The sequence below is a fragment of the Agromyces allii genome (genome assembly GCF_009749385.1).
Taxonomy (GTDB): domain Bacteria; phylum Actinomycetota; class Actinomycetes; order Actinomycetales; family Microbacteriaceae; genus Agromyces; species Agromyces allii.
Map to the genome: position 1 here is coordinate 61,912 of NZ_WBIN01000016.1, position 15,517 is coordinate 77,428.

The following is a 15,517-nucleotide window of genomic DNA, read 5'->3' on the forward strand; positions in this document are numbered from 1 at the left end:
CATGAACACGGTCCGCAGGGCGTGCACGGCACTCGTCGCACTCGGTGCCGTGATCGGGGTCGCGGGGTGCACGCCGACACCCGAACGGGCCGAGCCCTCGGTCGTCGCCCTGCACGAGCCCGACGCTCCGCTCACGGTCGTCGACGAGGCGGATGCCGCGGCCGCCGCCATCGCGACGAGCGCCGCGCTGTTCGCCTCGTCGCCGGTCGCGGTCGTCGGCTCGACGTCCGACCTGCCCGAGAGCTCCGAGATCGCGGTCGAACTCGGGGTCCCGCTGCTCCTCGCACCGACCACGTCATCCGGCGAAGACGGCGGCGCGGTCCCGTCGGCGTCGCCCACCTCCACGACGCCTCCCGTCGGCGACGGCGCCGCGCTCCTCGCCGAGCTCGACCGGCTCGGCGTCACCGACGTCGTGTCGGTCGGCACGACGGGCGACGGCGACGGCGGCTCCGGTGATGCCGACGCCGACCTCGGCGATCGGCGGATCGTTCACGTCGAGGGCTCGAGCGCCGCATCCGATGCCGCCGACGAGCTGCCCGACGTCGAGGCGCCCGCCGAGCCGTCGGGGGTCGTGGCGCTCGTGACCGACGTCGACGGCGCCCCTGCCGCGACGGCGCGGGCCGCGGGCGCGACCGTGCTTCCGCTGCCGGCCGCCGACCCGAACCCCCAGCGCTCACCCGACGCGATCGATGCGCTTCACACGGCCGACGGAGCCCCGGTGCTCGCGATCGGGCCCGAGTTCGCGGCATCCGACGCCCTCGACTGGCAGGTGCGCACCGCGCGCACCGGCGTGCAGCTGCCCGGCGGCGGTCAGGTGCTCTTCCCCGACCGCATGCTCGTGGCGCTCTACGGCAAGCCCGACTCGCCGACGCTGGGGGTGCTCGGCGAACAGCCGATCGACGCGACGGTGGAGCGGGCCGCGAAGGTCGCGTCGACCTACGACGCGCTGACCGACCGCACGGTGATGCCGGCGCTCGAGATCATCACGACCCTCGCCTCCGGCGCGCCGACGCCCGACGGCGACTACTCGAGCGAGCCGGAGGCCGCCGACCTCGTGCCGTGGGTCGAGGCCGCCGGCGCCGCCGGTCAGTACGTGATCCTCGACCTCCAGCCGGGGCGCGACACGTTTCCGAAGCAGCTCGACGAATACCGCTCTCTGCTCGAGTACCCGTGGGTGGGGCTCGCGCTCGACCCCGAGTGGCGGCTCGATGCGAACCAGCATCACCTGGTCGACATCGGCCAGGTCGAGGCGAACGAGGTGAACCAGGTCATCGACGAGCTCGCCGCGATCTGCGACGAGCACGACCTGCCGCCGAAGCTGCTCGTGCTGCATCAGTTCCGCAACGACATGATCCTGCACCGCGAACGCGTCGAGGTCGACCGGCCCGAGGTGAGCGTGCTCTTCCACGTCGACGGCAACGGCACCCAGCCCGCGAAGCAGGCGACCTGGAAGGCCCTGCGCGAGGGCGCATCCGAGGCCGCATGGGGGTGGAAGAACTTCATCGACGAGGACGCCCCGATGCTCACGCCCGAGCAGACGATGACCGAGGTGGTTCCGGCGCCCGACCTCGTCTCGTACCAGTGAGCATCTCGCCGCCTACCGCATCGGCCGCGCTCGAGCCAGCCCTCGAGCCCGATGGGCGATTCCCGGCCGGTGGATCTACGCTCGAAGGGTGACGACCTCTCCCGAACGCGTCGTCGGAGACCCGTTCATCGGGATCACGATGGCCGACCGATACCGCCTCGACGGATTCATCGGCCGCGGCGGCATGGCCGTCGTCTACCGCGGCGAAGACCTGGTGCTGCACCGGCCCGTGGCGGTCAAGGTCTTCGGGGCCGCGGCCGAGGGATTCGACGACCGCGACCGCCGCGCCTCCGAGATCGCGCTGCTCGCGAGCCTCTCGCACCGCGCGCTCGTGCGGCTCTACGACGCCGGCCACGATCCCTCGAGCGGCCGGGAGTTCCTCGTCATGGAGCTCGTCGACGGCCGAGACCTGCGCGAGACGCTGCGATCGGGACCGCTCGGCTCGGCCGACGCCGCGTCGATGCTCGCCGACCTCGCCGAGGCGCTGCACGCGATCCACGAGCGCGGCATCGTGCACCGCGACATCAAGCCCGCCAACGTGCTGCTCGAGCCCGCGCGCCTGCCGAGCCGCACGTGGAACGCGAAGCTCGCGGACTTCGGCATCGCGAGGCTCATCGACGACGCCCGGCTCACGAGCACGGGACTGCTCGTCGGCACGCCGGGCTACGTGAGCCCCGAGCAGGTGACCGGGGCCGTGCCCGCCCCACCCGCCGACGTCTACGCGCTCGGACTGCTCGTGCTCGAGTCGCGAACGCAGCAGGCCGCGTTCCCCGGTCCGGCCGCCGAGTCGGCGAGCGCCCGGCTGGTGCGCGCCCCCGTCGTTCCGGCCGAGCTCGGCGACGACTGGGGCGAGCTCCTGCGTGCGATGACCGCCCGCGAACCCGGCGACCGCCCGACGGCGCTCGAGATCGTGGTCGCGGCATCCGCGCTCGACGTGTCGCGAAGGGCGGATGCCGGCGCGACGGCGGCCACGGTCGCGTTCGGCGAGGTGGCCGAGACGCCGACCGTCGCGATGACGGAGGCCGCGACCTCCGCCGACGAGATCCCGACCGTGCGGATGCCCGAGGCGGCCGGAGGCGAGTCCGTCGGCGAGTCCGTCGGCGAGCGGCTCACGCGAGTGCTCCCGGTGCCGACGTCGACGCCGCCCGGGCCGAGCCCGCAGCCGACGCGAACCTCGCCGCCCGAGCCGACCGACCACCCGGCGAAGCCGAGACGCGCGGCCCGTGCATCCCGCGCCGCCGTGGCCGTGCTGCTCGCCGCCGTGGTCGTGACGCTGCTCTGGTTCGTGATCTCGCCCCTCGCTGCGCCGCCGGCGACCGCCCCCGAACCGCTGCCGAGTGTTCCGGGCGAACTCGGCGTGCACCTCGAGCAGCTCGACGAGGCGGTGAACCCGTGATGCGCCACCTCACGCGACGACCCGCGACGATCGTCGCCACCGCCGCCCTCGCGCTCATGCTCGGACTGGGCCTCACCTCGTGCGCCCCGCCGAACGACGACACGGCGGCGGCGATGCACGCGTCCGTCGTCAGCGTCTCCGAACGCGCGGCGTCGGCCGACTACGCCGGCGCCCTCGCCGAGCTCGACCTCCTCGAGGCCGACGTCGACGCGGCCTCCGCCGACGGCGCCCTCGACCCCGCCCAGGAGCAGCAGATCCGGGAGGCCATCGCGCTCGTCCGGGCCGACCTCGTGGCCGCCGAGGTCGCGACGACGCCCACTCCGACCCCTGCGACCGACGACTCGGAGGATTCCGACGACTCGGGCAACTCAGATGATTCCCCCGGCAACAGCGGCGGCAACAAGGGCAAGGGCAACGGGAAGGACAAGGACAAGGGCAAGGACGACTGACCCGATGCCGGGCGCCCCGACGACAGGGCAGCCCGAGACATCCGCCCGCGACATCCGCCACCATGGAGGCATGACGCAGGCGAACCCCGACGACATCACGCTCGACCCGAAGACCCCCGACGAGGTCGCCGCCTGGCTGCCCGTCGCGATGCGCGAGTACGAGGAGTCCCGGCTCGAGGCCGGTGACAGCGCCGAGGCCGCCGATGCGGCTCGCGTCCTGTCGGAGGAACGCTTCTTTCCGGGTGGCCGCCTGATCGACGGGCATCTGCTGTTCACGGTGCGACTCGCAGGGGAGGACGTCGGCTGGTTCTGGCTCGGCCCGTGGAACGGCACCGGCACCGAGGACTGGTGGATCTACGACATCCGCGTGTACGACGAGTTCCAGCGTCGCGGCATCGCCCGCATCGTCATGCAGCGCGCCGACGCGATCGCGCGCGACGGCGGCGCGAAGAGCCTCGGCCTCAACGCGTTCGCCTACAACGTGCCGGCGATCTCGCTGTACGAGAGCCTCGGCTACCTCACGGCGGCGCTGCACATGCGCAAGGAGCTCTGAGCACCGGCGATTCGCGGCCGGCGTTCAGGCTTCGGGCGTAGCTTCGCCGCATGAACCCGGAATCCTGGCTCGCGGCCATCTGCCTCTCGGCCGTCGTCGGCCCGATGCTGCTCGGCCTCGTCGCGCTGCGGCGCCGACCTCAGCCGGTTCGCGTGCGATCCTCCGACGCTCAGCACTCCGACGCTCAGCGTCGGCCGGTGAACCGCTCCATCGATCGGTAGACGCCGAAGCCGTCGCCCACGACGCGATCGAAGACGCGCGTCGGCAGGAGACCGCGAAGGGCGCGTGACAGACCGACGCTCCAGGGCAGCTCGAGCAGCGGACGCCCCTTGAGCATGGCCCGCCACACGCGGTCGACCACGTACTCGGGTTCGAGGATCGGCGCGAGCACCGGCCCGCGAGCTCCAGCGAACATGCCCGTCGAGATGTAGCTCGGGGTCACCGTCGTGACCTTCACGTTGCCGTGGTCGGCCTGCTCGAGCTCGAGGCGCAGCGAGTCGCTCCAGCCGATGAGGGCGGCCTTCGACGCGGCGTAGGTCGCCATGCGCGGGTTCGCGAGGGTGCCCGCGGCCGAGGCGATGTTCACGATGCGCGCTGCGCGGTAGGCGTTCGCGATCATGCCCGGAAGGAACTCGCGGGTCACGTACATGGGCGCGAGCGCGTTGACCTGCATGGTCGGGCGGGTGTCGTCGCCGTTGTCGGTCTGCCAGAAGTACTCGTTGCCGCGCACGATGCCGGCGTTGTTGATGAGCACGTCGGGATTGCCGACCTCTCGGCGCACCTTCTGCGCGTGCTTGGCGATCGAGCCGAGGTCGGCGAGGTCGACGACGTACGAGTGGATGCGCGTGCGCCCCTTCGAGACGGCGCCGAGCTCGTCGACCGTGCGCGCGAGCGCCGAGGCGTCGCGGTCCCACAGGGTGACGGATGCCGCGTGCTCGGCGACCGCGCGCTGCGCGTACATGCGTCCCATGCCGCCCGCGGCGCCCGTGATGAGCAGTCTGGCTCCGCGCACCGTTCTCGTCATCCGACCATTCTCCCCCGCGCGCTCCCGTGCGCCGGACGGTCACCGTGTCAACATGTTGACTCTTTTTCGTCAACCTGTTGACATTCGACGTGTCAACAGGTTTACTCATCACATGAGCCCCGAACCGAAAGCCCTCCCCGAACCCGGCGGACCGCTGGGCGACCACCTCACGGTCACCCTGCACCTGCTCGTCGATCGCATGGACCGCTTCGCCGACGGCCTGCTGCAGGCGCGCTACGGCATCAGCTTCAGCCAGTTCCAGTTCATCGCGGTGATCGCGAACCTGCCGTCGCCGCCCGACATCACGTTCCTCGCCGACTGCCTCGGCGTCAGCAAGGCCGCCGTCAGCAAGCGCGTGCCCGGCTTCGTGGAGGCCGGCCTCGTGCAGACCAGCGCCGACCCGGCGAACGCCCGACGCGTGCTGCTCTCGATCACCCCGAAGGCCGGGCAACTGCTCGCCGAGGCGCTGCCCGTGCTCGGCGCCTCGTTCTCCGACGAGTTCGACGACCTCGCCTCCCCCGACCTCGACGCGCTGCACGAAGACCTCAAGGCCGTCATCCGCCACCTCGACTCCAAGGAGCACTGAACCATGACGAACAGCACCTCGCCGAACAGCACCGTGACCAACACGCTCGTGATCATCGGGCACCCGAACTCGGGCAGCTTCAACCACGCCCTGGCCGAGCAGTACGCGGCCGGCCTGCGCGCGGCATCCGTCGACCCCTCGACCGGCGGCCCGTCCGACGGCTCGCACGTGCGCGTCATCGACCTCGCCGAGCGCGAGTTCGAGCTGCTGCCCGCCGACCGCGGCGACCTGCGCGCGCCCGACGGCGACACCTCCCACCTCGAGCCGCGCATCCGCGCGTTCATCGACGACGTCGCCTGGGCCGACCACCTCGTGTTCTTCTTCCCGCAGTGGTGGGGCACGTACCCCGCCGTGCTGAAGGCGTTCCTCGACCGCGCGGTGCTCTCGGGCACGGCCTTCAAGTACGGCCGCGGCCAGATCTCGACGCGACTGCTCACGGGCAAGACGGCGCGCATCGTCATGACCATGGACTCGCCCGTCGCGTGGAACCGGTTCGTCTACCGCAACGCGGCCGAGACCTCGCTCAAGCGGGCGACGCTCGCCTACTGCGGCGTGCGCACGATCGGCATCACCCGGTTCACGCCCGTGCGGTTCTCGACCCCCGAGAAGCGCGCCGCCTGGCTCGAGTCGGTGCGCCGGCTCGGGGTGACGGATGCCGCGAGGGCCCGCCGCCGCCAGCCCGCGCCCGTAGCGGTCGCCGCCACGGGCGCCGCCGCCGAGTAGGCGGCGCCCCGCGACATCCGCCCGCCCGCGACATCCGCCCACCCGAGCGCTTCGGCGGGAGGAGTTCGCGGGCAGGGGAGGACGATTCCCGGCGAATCGTCCTCCCCTGCGGCCGCGCTCCTCCCGTGGCCCCCCCGGCCGGCCTGTCGGCGCGGCGGGCGTCGTGAGAGCATGAGCGCGTGCACGTGAGACTCGCCACCGAAGCCGATGTCCCGGCCGTCGCCGAGACCGTCGCGCTCGCGTTCGCCGCGGATCCAGTCTGGGCGCCCGTGCTGCGGCGGGCCGACGGCTCGACCGATCACCTGATCCCGTTCTGGACGCCGTTCGTCGAGGGTGCGCTGCTCCACGACACCGTGTGGATCGCCGACGACGGCGCCTCGGCCGCCGTGTGGATCCCGCCGGGCGGCGACGAGATGACCGACGAGCAGTTCGCGCGCGTGCAGGCGATCGTCGACGAGGTGCTCTCGCCTGAGCAGCGGAGCGCGTTCGACGTGCTCATGCAGCGCTTCGAGGAGCACCACCCACACGATGCGCCGCACTGGTACCTGAGCCTGCTCGCGACCCATCCGTCGCGTCGGGGCGAGGGGCTCGCACAGCAGATGCTGGCCGGCAACGTGCGCGACTTCGCGCAGTCGGGGCTGGCGGCCTACCTCGAGTCCACGAACCCGGTGAACGACCGCCGCTACGAACGCGCGGGGTTCCGCGCCGTCGGCGGGTTCACCTCCCCGCTCGACGACGCAGCCCCGATCACGACCATGTGGCGCCCCGTCGACGCCTGACCGGCCCGAGCCAAGCCGGCCGAGCCAAGCCGAGCCGAGGTCAGCGCGCGGCGCGGTCGCGCAGCAACGACGCCGCGTAGACCGCGATCCACGCGAACCCGAGCGAGACGCCCACGAACAGGCGGATGCTCGCCGCCGGCCCGAACGGGATGCACAGCACGAGGCACGCGATCCCGATCACGATCGACCACGCGGCCGCCGCGCGGTGCCCCTCCCAACGCAGGCGCTTCGCCACCACGAAGGTGACGGCCACGAGCGCGAGGAAGGCGAGCGGGGCGGCGAACGCGTGCACGCCCCCGTGGAAGGTCCACTCGGTCGGATACCCGTCGGGCGTGCCGAGCGGGAACCCGAGCGCCGGGTCGGCCGTGAACGCGCCGCCCAGCACGAGGCCGACGCCGTAGAGCCCGAACAGCACGGGTGCCCACACGCGGCCGGGTCCGTCGCCGAGGCTGCGGCGAGCGCCGACCGCGAACGCGAGCATGAGCACGCCGGCCACGATGAAGTTCGTGATCTGCAGGTATCCGCGGTCGCCCAACGAGAGCAGGCTGAGCGGATGCCGCGACAGGTCGAATCCCTCACGCGCGAGCGCCTGCACGAGACCGGCGACCACGAAGAGCGGCCCGGCCACGATCCCGGCCCAGACGAGCGCCCTCGTGGTCGGGTCGGCCGCGTGGGCCGGAGGGTGCGAGACGACGTGGGTCAGCGCGGGCGCGGCCTGCGCGGCCTCCCCGGGCGAGGTGCGAAGTGCGGTGTCCATGGTGAACGTCCTTCCGGTTCGGCGACCCGCTCGATCGGGTCGTTCACCAAGACGTCGCGGCGCGGCATCCGTTCTCGACATCGCCCTCGAACCCGATCGCGGGAAATCTCGGAACCCATGTCGAGAACGGATGCCGAACGCCGACGCTATGGTGAGGGCACGCCGACGGGGCGCGCCTCACCGAGGAGGAATCCCATGCGTTACCTGTGCCTGATGAAGTCCGACGAGCACCAGGGCGAGACCCCGCCCGCCGTCTACGAGGCCATGGCCGAGTACGACCGCTGGGGCCGCGAGACGGGCGTGCTCGTCGACAGCCAGGGCCTGCTGCCGAGCGAGGCCGGGGCGATCGTCTCGCTCGCCGACGGCGCGATCAAGGCCGTCGACGGGCCGTTCACGGAGGCGAAGGAGCTCGTCGGGGGCTACGCGGTCATCGACGTGCGCTCCCGCGACGAGGCCCTCGAGCTCGGGCGGCGGCTCATGCAGATCCACGTCGACCACTGGCCGGGCTTCGTCGGCAGCGTCGAGATCCGGCAGATCGCGGAGTTCTGAGCGCGGCTCGCGCCGGGCATCCTTGCGTCGGCGCGGCGCGCGTGGTCTCATGCCCACGTGAGCGATCGCACCGGTGACGAGACGACGCGCGCCGCGATCGAGGCGGTCTGGCGACTCGAGTCGACGCGCCTGATCGCGGCGCTCGTGCGCATCGTGCGCGAGGTCGGGCTCGCTGAGGACGTGGCCCAGGACGCGATCGTCGCGGCGCTCGCGCAGTGGCCCGCCACCGGCATCCCGAGCAATCCCGGAGCCTGGCTGATGACCACCGCGAAGCGTCGAGCCGTCGACGAGTTCCGACGTCGGGCGAAGCACGACGCCGCCTTCGCGGTGCTCGCGCGCGAACTCGACGAGGCCGTCGAGGGCGACCCCGGTGCGGGCATCGACCACGTGGACGACGACGTGCTGCGGCTCATGTTCATCTGCTGCCACCCCGCGCTCACGGTCGAGGCGCAGACGACGCTCACCCTGAAGCTCGTCACCGGGCTCTCGACGCGCGAGATCGCCCGCGCGTTCCTCGCCCCGGAGGCGACGGTCGCGCAACGGGTGTCGCGAGCGAAGCGCACCCTCGCCGAGGCCGGCGCCGCGATCGAGGAGCCGAGCGTCGACGAGCGGGCCGAGCGGCTGCAGACGGTGCTCGGCGTCGTCTACCTGCTCTTCAACGAGGGGTACTCGGCGACCGAGGGCGAGGACTGGGTGCGCCCGACGCTCTGCGACGAGGCCGTGCGGCTCGGCCGCATCCTCACGGCGCTCGTGCCCGACGACCCCGAGGTGCACGGCCTCTCGGCGCTCATGGAACTGCAGTCGTCACGGCTCGCCGCCCGCGTCGGCGCCGACGGCGAGCCCGTGCTGCTCGAGCAGCAGGACCGCAGGGCGTGGGATGCCGCGCGCATCCGCCGCGGCCAGGACGCCCTCGCGCGGGCCGACGCCATCCTCGTCGGCCAGCCGCCCCTGAGCCCCTCGGCCGAACCCGGCCCGTACGTGCTGCAGGCCGCCATCGCCGACGAGCACGCGCGCGCGGCATCCGTCGAGACGACCGACTGGGCGGCGATCGCCGAGCTCTACGAACGCCTCGGACACCGCACCGGATCCCCGGTCGCCGAACTCAACCGTGCCGTCGCCCTCGGACGCGCGCGCGGACCCGAGGCCGGACTCGCGCTGCTCGACCAGCTCGCCGACCTGCCCGCCCTGCGCGGCTACCACCTCGTGCCGAGCGTGCGCGGCGACCTGCTCGAGCGGCTCGGCCGACCTCTGGACGCCGCCGCCGAGTTCGAACGGGCCGCCGCCATGGCCTCGAACGCCCGCGAGCGCGACCTGCTGCTTCGTCGGGCGACCGCGGCGAAGGCCCTCGACGAGCGGTCGTCGATCGAAGACCCTGCCGTCCGCTCCGACTGAGCACCGAGCCGGATCGCAGGATATTCGACGTCTCGCCGCGTCACACGAGAACCCGCCGTGTTACGCCCCGGGTCAGCGGCGCCTGACAGCGCTTCCCCGTCTGGATACCGTCGAGGCACCCCCACCAGCCACCGCACGTCGAGGAGACGCCATGGCCGCGGCATCCGCCACCGCTCGCGAAGCCTCGCCGATCGCGCACTCGGCGGCCGCAGCACCCGTCTCGCTCCGCGGCATCGGCCGCGCGTTCGCGTCGCAGGGCGGCTCGCGTCAGGTGCTGCGCGACATCGACCTCGAGATCGCGGCCGGTGAGATCGTCGCGATCCTCGGACCGAGCGGATGCGGCAAGTCGACGCTGCTGCGCATCGCCGGCGGACTCGACCGTCCGACGCAGGGCGAGGCGCTCATCGACGGCGAGCCCGTGAAGCCGTACGACGCACGCTCGGCGGTCGGATTCCAGGAGCCGCGCCTGCTGCCGTGGCGCACGCTCGCCAGCAACGTCGCCCTCGGCCTGCCGAAGTCGACCCCGCGCGCCGCCGGGCGCGAACAGGTCGCGCGGCTGCTCGACCTCGTCGGGCTCGCCGACTTCGCGGGCCACCGGCCGCGCGAGGTGTCGGGCGGCATGGCCCAGCGCACCTCGCTCGCACGCGCCCTCGCGCGCAACCCAGCCGTGCTGCTGCTCGACGAGCCGTTCGGAGCGCTCGACGCCCTCACCCGCCTGAAGATGCAGGACCTCCTGCTCGACGTTCACGCCGCCGAACCGGCGACCATCCTGCTCGTGACGCACGACGTCGACGAGGCGCTGCAGCTCGCCGACCGCGTGATCCTGCTCGGCCACGAGGCCGGCGCCGACGGCGCGCCCCCCGCGACGCAGGGCGCCGTCGTGGTGCAGACCGTCATCGTGCCCGGGCACCGACCGCGCGACCGCGGTTCCGCAGAACTCGCCGAGCTCCGCGGGCGCCTGCTCGACGGGCTCGGCATCGACCGGCACGGCGCCGCGCGCGGCATCGAGACCGGCACGACCATCCCGCACTACCCCTACTGACGCACCACACGCACTCGACGCACCACACGGGCGCCCGAAACGCACCCGACGCACCGCCCCACCGACGCACCATCCGTTTCGACGCACACAGCATGCGCGTCGCATCCCAGAGGAGAATCCCATGTCCCGCACCGCACCGTTCCTGCGATCCGCGCTCGTCGCGGGCGCCGCCGCCTCCGCACTGCTGCTCTCGGGCTGCGTCGCCGGCGAGGGCCAGGCCGCTGAGCCCGAGCCCGCGGCATCCGGCGAGGCCGTCTCGCTCGAGGGCCAGACGCTCAACATCGACTTCGCGACCTACAACCCGCTGAGCCTCGTCATCAAGGACCAGGGCTGGCTCGAAGACGCCGGGCTCACCGTGAACTGGGTGCAGTCCGCCGGCTCGAACAAGGCCAACGAGGCGCTGCGCGCCGGGGCCATCGACGTGGGCTCGACCGCCGGCTCGGCCGCGCTGCTCGCACGCTCGAACGGCTCGCCGATCCAGGTCATCGACATCTTCTCGCAGCCCGAGTGGGCCGCCCTCGTCACGACCGACGGCACGGGCGTCGAGTCCGTCGAAGACCTCAAGGGCAAGCAGGTCGCCGCGACCAAGGGCACCGACCCCTACTTCTTCCTGCTGCAGTCGCTCGAGGCCGAGGGCCTGGCGCCCGAAGACATCACGGTGCAGAACCTGCAGCACGCCGACGGCTGGGCCGCGCTCCAGAACGGCTCCGTCGACGCCTGGGCCGGCCTCGACCCGATCATGGCCGGCGCCGAAGAGGCGGGCGCCTCGCTCTTCTACCGCAACGTCGCCTTCAACTCCTACGGCTTCCTGAACGCGACCGAGTCGTTCATCGCCGAGAAGCCCGAGGTCGCGCAGGCCGTGGTCGACGCCTACGAGCACGCTCGCGCATGGGCCGAAGAGAACCCCGAGGAGACCGCCTCGATCCTCGCCGAGGTCGCCGGACTCGACGAGGCCGTCGCCACGAAGGTCATCACCGAGCGCACGAACCTCGGCGTCGACAACGTTCCCGGCGACGCGCAGGTCGCAGTGCTCGAGAAGATCGGCCCGATCTTCGTCGAACTCGGCGACGTCCCCTCGCAGGAGCAGGTCGACGACGCGCTCGACACCCTCATCAACGACGAGTTCGCGACGGCGGCAGACCCGTCGCGCTTCGAGTAGGAACCTGAGATGACGGATGCCTCGCGCACGACGAGCACCGACGAGCGAGCGGATGCCGCGGCGAACGCCGTGACCTCGGCAGACCGCCGGTTCGCCTCGCCGGTGACCGACGGCGGGCTCGCCGTCGCGACCGCCGGACCGCTCGGACCCTCCGGGGTCGACCGGCCTGCGCGCGAGGCATCCGTCCCTCCTGCTTCATCCGGCGGCCGTCGCCGCCTGGTCGACCGCCGCTGGTTCGTGATCGTGGGCGGCGCGATCATCCCGGTCGCGCTGCTCCTCACGTGGCAGCTCGTGTCGACGAGCGGCCTCGTGCCCGTCTCGATGCTGCCGAGCCCGGAGATGGTCTGGCTCGCGGCCGTCGACCTCGCCCAGCGCGGGCTGCTCGGCCTCTACATCGCGATCTCGACGCAGCGCGTGTTCATCGGGTTCGCGATCGGCGCCGTCTTCGGCCTCGTGGTCGGCGCCATCGTCGGCCTCTCGAAGCTCGGCGACATCCTGCTCTCGCCGACGCTCGGCGCGGTCCGCGCGGTGCCGTCGCTCGCGTGGATCCCCCTGCTGATCCTGTGGTTCGGCATCGCCGAGGACTCGAAGATCATCCTCATCGCGATCGGCGCGTTCTTCCCGGTCTACACGATCGTCGCCGCGGCCCTGCGCCACGTCGATCGGCAGCTGCTCGAGGCCGGACGCGCGTACGGCCTTCGCGGCATCCGCCTGTTCACGGCCGTGCAGCTGCCCGCGGTCGTGCCGTCGGTCATCTCGGCGCTGCGCCTCGCGCTCGCCCAGGCGTGGCTGTTCCTCGTGGCCGCCGAGCTCATCGCGAGCTCGATGGGCCTCGGGTTCCTCCTGCTCGACTCGGGTCAGAACGGTCGCATCGACCGCATCTTCCTCGCGATCATCCTGCTCGCGGTGCTCGGCAAGCTCACCGACGCCCTCGTCGGCCTCTTCGAGCGCTGGGCTGTGCGCAAGTGGGCGTGACGGATGCCGCGGCCGCCGCGGTGCCGACCGGCACCCAGGGCGTCCGGCCGACGATCTCCGGGCTACTCGACGAACACCGCCGCTTCCCGGCGCCCCCCGCGTTCGCCGCGCAGGCGAACGTCACGGCGGCCGATGCCGACGCCCTCCGCGCCGCGGCCGACGCCGATCCGGTCGGGTTCTGGGAGCAGCAGTCCGTGCGGCTCGACTGGGCCGAGCCGTGGCACACCGCCCACACGTGGCATCCGGCCCTCCCCGACGCGGAGACCGGCGAACTCACCGTGCCGCGCGCCGAGTGGTTCGCGGGCGGGCGCCTGAACGCGAGCGTGAACGCCGTCGACCGGCACGTCGAGGCCGGGCGCGGCGACAAGGTCGCCTTCCACTTCGAGGGCGAGCGCGGCGACCGCCGCTCGATCACCTATGCCGAGCTGCAGCGTGAGGTGGCGAAGGCCGCGCACGCGCTCACCGAGCTCGGCATCGTCGCGGGCGACCGCGTCGTGGTCTACCTGCCCGTGCTGCTCGAGACCGTCATCGCGACCCTCGCCATCACGCGCATCGGGGCGGTGCACTCGCTCGTGTTCGGCGGGTTCTCGTCGGAGGCGCTGCGGTTCCGCGTCGAGGACACGGGGGCCAGGCTCGTCATCACGACCGACGGCCAGTTCCGCCGCGGCGCCGCGGTTCCCGTGAAGGCGGCCGTCGATGCCGCCGTCGAGGGCGTGGCATCCGTCGAGCACGTGCTCGTGATCCGCCGAACGGGCGACGAGACCCCCGACCTGCCGTTCAGGCCGGGCCGCGACGTGTGGTGGCACGAGGTCGTCGACCGCCAGCCCGACGTGCACGAGCCCGAGAGCTTCGACGCGGAGCATCCGCTGTTCATCATCTACACGAGCGGCACGACCGGAAAGCCCAAGGGCCTCGTGCACACGACCGGCGGCTACCTCACGCACGTCGCCTACAGCTACTGGGCGGTCTTCGACGCGAAGCCCGACGACGTCTACTGGTGCACGGCCGACCTCGCGTGGGTCACGGCGCACAGCTACGTGCACTACGGGCCGTTGCTGACCGGCACGACGAGCGTCCTTTACGAGGGCACGCCGAACACGCCGCACCAGGGCCGGCACTTCGAGATCATCGAGCGCTACGGCGTCACGACGTACTACACGGCGCCCACCCTCATCCGCTCGCTCATGACGTGGTTCCCCGAGGGCATCCCGGGTCCGGATGCCGGCGGCCACGACCTGTCGTCGATCCGACTGCTCGGATCGGTCGGCGAGGCGATCAACCCCGAGGCGTGGGTCTGGTTCCGGGAGCAGATCGGGGCGGATGCCGCGCCCATCGTCGACACCTGGTGGCAGTCCGAGACGGGGGCCGCGATCATGGCCCCGCTGCCAGGGGTCTCGACGCTGAAGCCCGGCTCCTCGCTGCGCGCACTGCCGGGGCTCACGACGCGGGTCGTCGACGATCACGGGGCGGATGTCGCGCCCGGCCATGGGGGTTACCTCGTCGTCGACGGCACCTGGCCGGGCATGGCGCGCACCGTCTGGGGCAACCCCGAGCGGTACCGCGACGCGTACTGGGCCCGCTTCGCCGACCGCGGATACTTCTTCTCGGGCGACGGCGCCAAGGTCGACGCCGACGGCGACATCTGGCTCCTCGGGCGCGTCGACGACGTCATCAACGTGTCGGGGCACCGGCTCTCGACGATCGAGATCGAGTCCGCGCTCGTCGCGCACCCGTCCGTCGGCGAAGCCGGGGTCGTCGGCGTGTCGGATGCCACGACGGGCGAGGCGATCGTGGCGTTCGTCGTGACATCCGACGCCCTGACCGGCACGGGCACCGAAACCGGCACGGCGGCCGAACGCGCCGCGGCGCTGCGCTCGCACGTTGCCGGCGCCATCGGCCCGATCGCGAAGCCGCGCGAGGTGGTGTTCGTGGCCGACCTGCCCAAGACCCGCTCGGGCAAGATCATGCGGCGACTGCTCGTCGACCTCGCAGAGGGGCGTCCGCTCGGCGACACGACCTCGCTGCAGGACGACCGGGTGCCGGGTGCGATCGCCGCGGTGCTGGCGCGCTGAGCGCCGCGCCGGGCGTGACGCCGCACGTCATCGCGTGACGGCCGGACAGAACTCCCCATTGACGGGCGACGACCCGACCTGCCACGCTGCATGCTGCGCTACTCGGCGCCACGACCCCGAAGGAATCTCGAATGTCTGACCTGCCTCCCGCCCCCGCAGCCCAGCCCGCCGCCGCGGTCGCGCCGTCCGAGAAGTGGAACGTCCTGTCGATCGTCGGCTTCGTGCTGTCGATCATCGGCTTCAACGTCGTCGCGATCGTCCTCGGCTTCATCGGCCTCAGCCAGGTCAAGAAGACGGGCGAGCGCGGCCGCGGCCTCGCCCTCGCGGCCGTCATCATCGGCTTCGCGTCGATCGTGCTCGGCATCATCCTGACCATCGTGTTCGTCTCGGCGCTCGCCACGACCGGCGCCGTGACCAGCTACTGAGTCGCACGCTCACAGAAGCCCCCGCTCCGGATGCTCCGGGGCGGGGGCTTC

At 72.3% G+C, this 15,517-nt stretch carries 16 protein-coding genes; 14 read left to right on the forward strand and 2 right to left on the reverse strand.

Annotated features, from left to right (window positions below):
• Window position 1: 1 nt before the first annotated feature.
• The 4 genes from GQR16_RS17960 to GQR16_RS17975 all read left to right on the forward strand — a co-directional run bounded on the left by GQR16_RS17960 (window position 2) and on the right by GQR16_RS17975 (window position 3,983).
• Window positions 2–1,585 carry a hypothetical protein gene (locus GQR16_RS17960; protein WP_157416540.1) on the forward strand — a complete coding sequence of 528 codons (1,584 nt, stop codon included), beginning with the start codon at window positions 2–4 and terminating at the stop codon, window positions 1,583–1,585.
• Between the two features lie 88 nt (window positions 1,586–1,673).
• Window positions 1,674–2,981 carry a serine/threonine-protein kinase gene (locus GQR16_RS17965; RefSeq protein WP_157416541.1) on the forward strand — a complete coding sequence of 436 codons (1,308 nt, stop codon included), beginning with the start codon at window positions 1,674–1,676 and terminating at the stop codon, window positions 2,979–2,981.
• Window positions 2,978–3,430 carry a hypothetical protein gene (locus GQR16_RS17970; protein WP_157416542.1) on the forward strand — a complete coding sequence of 151 codons (453 nt, stop codon included), beginning with the start codon at window positions 2,978–2,980 and terminating at the stop codon, window positions 3,428–3,430. The genes GQR16_RS17965 and GQR16_RS17970 overlap by 4 nt, the downstream gene beginning before the upstream one ends.
• Before the next feature lie 70 nt (window positions 3,431–3,500).
• Window positions 3,501–3,983 (forward strand): GNAT family N-acetyltransferase, encoded by a 483-nt coding sequence (locus tag GQR16_RS17975; RefSeq protein WP_170298559.1) that lies wholly within the window; start codon window positions 3,501–3,503, stop codon window positions 3,981–3,983.
• A 184-nt stretch (window positions 3,984–4,167) separates the two neighbouring features.
• Here the strand turns inward: GQR16_RS17975 and GQR16_RS17980 are convergent, their stop codons facing one another.
• The gene (locus GQR16_RS17980; RefSeq protein WP_157416544.1) at window positions 4,168–5,007 is read right to left on the reverse strand and encodes an SDR family oxidoreductase; all 840 of its coding nucleotides are present in this window, start codon (window positions 5,005–5,007) and stop codon (window positions 4,168–4,170) included.
• A gap of 112 nt (window positions 5,008–5,119) precedes the next feature.
• Here GQR16_RS17980 and GQR16_RS17985 point away from each other — a divergent pair, with 112 nt between their 5' ends.
• From GQR16_RS17985 to GQR16_RS17995, 3 genes are all read left to right on the forward strand, one after another.
• On the forward strand, window positions 5,120–5,593 hold the full coding sequence (locus GQR16_RS17985; RefSeq protein WP_157416545.1) for a MarR family winged helix-turn-helix transcriptional regulator: 474 nt from the start codon (window positions 5,120–5,122) through the stop codon (window positions 5,591–5,593).
• 3 nt (window positions 5,594–5,596) lie between these two features.
• Window positions 5,597–6,316, forward strand: coding sequence for an NAD(P)H-dependent oxidoreductase (locus GQR16_RS17990; RefSeq protein WP_157416546.1), 720 nt, complete (start codon window positions 5,597–5,599; stop codon window positions 6,314–6,316).
• 179 nt (window positions 6,317–6,495) lie between these two features.
• Window positions 6,496–7,095 carry a GNAT family N-acetyltransferase gene (locus GQR16_RS17995; protein WP_157416547.1) on the forward strand — a complete coding sequence of 200 codons (600 nt, stop codon included), beginning with the start codon at window positions 6,496–6,498 and terminating at the stop codon, window positions 7,093–7,095.
• Between the two features lie 40 nt (window positions 7,096–7,135).
• Here GQR16_RS17995 and GQR16_RS18000 read toward each other — a convergent pair whose 3' ends face one another.
• The gene (locus GQR16_RS18000) at window positions 7,136–7,852 is read right to left on the reverse strand and encodes a DUF998 domain-containing protein (RefSeq protein WP_157416548.1); all 717 of its coding nucleotides are present in this window, start codon (window positions 7,850–7,852) and stop codon (window positions 7,136–7,138) included.
• Between the two features lie 195 nt (window positions 7,853–8,047).
• Here GQR16_RS18000 and GQR16_RS19675 point away from each other — a divergent pair, with 195 nt between their 5' ends.
• The 7 genes from GQR16_RS19675 (at window position 8,048) to GQR16_RS18035 (ending at window position 15,466) form a co-directional block, all read left to right on the forward strand.
• Window positions 8,048–8,401 (forward strand): YciI family protein, encoded by a 354-nt coding sequence (locus GQR16_RS19675; protein ID WP_170298560.1) that lies wholly within the window; start codon window positions 8,048–8,050, stop codon window positions 8,399–8,401.
• A 57-nt stretch (window positions 8,402–8,458) separates the two neighbouring features.
• Entirely contained in the window at window positions 8,459–9,793 is a 1,335-nt protein-coding gene (locus tag GQR16_RS18010) for an RNA polymerase sigma factor (RefSeq protein ID WP_157416550.1), read from the forward strand.
• 151 nt (window positions 9,794–9,944) lie between these two features.
• The gene (locus tag GQR16_RS18015; RefSeq protein ID WP_211373577.1) at window positions 9,945–10,835 is read left to right on the forward strand and encodes an ABC transporter ATP-binding protein; all 891 of its coding nucleotides are present in this window, start codon (window positions 9,945–9,947) and stop codon (window positions 10,833–10,835) included.
• Window positions 10,836–10,956: 121 nt separating this feature from the next.
• Complete coding sequence (locus GQR16_RS18020) at window positions 10,957–11,994, forward strand: aliphatic sulfonate ABC transporter substrate-binding protein (RefSeq protein WP_157416551.1); 1,038 nt, start codon at window positions 10,957–10,959, stop codon at window positions 11,992–11,994.
• A 9-nt stretch (window positions 11,995–12,003) separates the two neighbouring features.
• A complete protein-coding gene (locus GQR16_RS18025) occupies window positions 12,004–12,969 on the forward strand; it encodes an ABC transporter permease (RefSeq protein ID WP_211373578.1) in 966 nt (321 codons plus the stop codon).
• A 53-nt stretch (window positions 12,970–13,022) separates the two neighbouring features.
• On the forward strand, window positions 13,023–15,041 hold the full coding sequence (acs, locus tag GQR16_RS18030; protein ID WP_157416587.1) for an acetate--CoA ligase: 2,019 nt from the start codon (window positions 13,023–13,025) through the stop codon (window positions 15,039–15,041).
• Window positions 15,042–15,172: 131 nt separating this feature from the next.
• Window positions 15,173–15,466, forward strand: coding sequence for a DUF4190 domain-containing protein (locus GQR16_RS18035; RefSeq protein WP_157416552.1), 294 nt, complete (start codon window positions 15,173–15,175; stop codon window positions 15,464–15,466).
• Window positions 15,467–15,517 lie beyond the last annotated feature (51 nt).

Coding starts and splice junctions, on each gene's coding strand:
- GQR16_RS19675 (WP_170298560.1), top strand. CDS start 8,048: ATGCGTTACCTGTGCCTGATGAAGTCCGACGAGCACCAGGGCGAGACC.
- GQR16_RS18000 (WP_157416548.1), bottom strand. CDS start 7,852: ATGGACACCGCACTTCGCACCTCGCCCGGGGAGGCCGCGCAGGCCGCG.
- GQR16_RS18020 (WP_157416551.1), top strand. CDS start 10,957: ATGTCCCGCACCGCACCGTTCCTGCGATCCGCGCTCGTCGCGGGCGCC.
- GQR16_RS18035 (WP_157416552.1), top strand. CDS start 15,173: ATGTCTGACCTGCCTCCCGCCCCCGCAGCCCAGCCCGCCGCCGCGGTC.
- GQR16_RS17960 (WP_157416540.1), top strand. CDS start 2: ATGAACACGGTCCGCAGGGCGTGCACGGCACTCGTCGCACTCGGTGCC.
- GQR16_RS17975 (WP_170298559.1), top strand. CDS start 3,501: ATGACGCAGGCGAACCCCGACGACATCACGCTCGACCCGAAGACCCCC.
- GQR16_RS17980 (WP_157416544.1), bottom strand. CDS start 5,007: ATGACGAGAACGGTGCGCGGAGCCAGACTGCTCATCACGGGCGCCGCG.
- GQR16_RS18015 (WP_211373577.1), top strand. CDS start 9,945: ATGGCCGCGGCATCCGCCACCGCTCGCGAAGCCTCGCCGATCGCGCAC.
- GQR16_RS17985 (WP_157416545.1), top strand. CDS start 5,120: ATGAGCCCCGAACCGAAAGCCCTCCCCGAACCCGGCGGACCGCTGGGC.
- GQR16_RS18025 (WP_211373578.1), top strand. CDS start 12,004: ATGACGGATGCCTCGCGCACGACGAGCACCGACGAGCGAGCGGATGCC.
- GQR16_RS17990 (WP_157416546.1), top strand. CDS start 5,597: ATGACGAACAGCACCTCGCCGAACAGCACCGTGACCAACACGCTCGTG.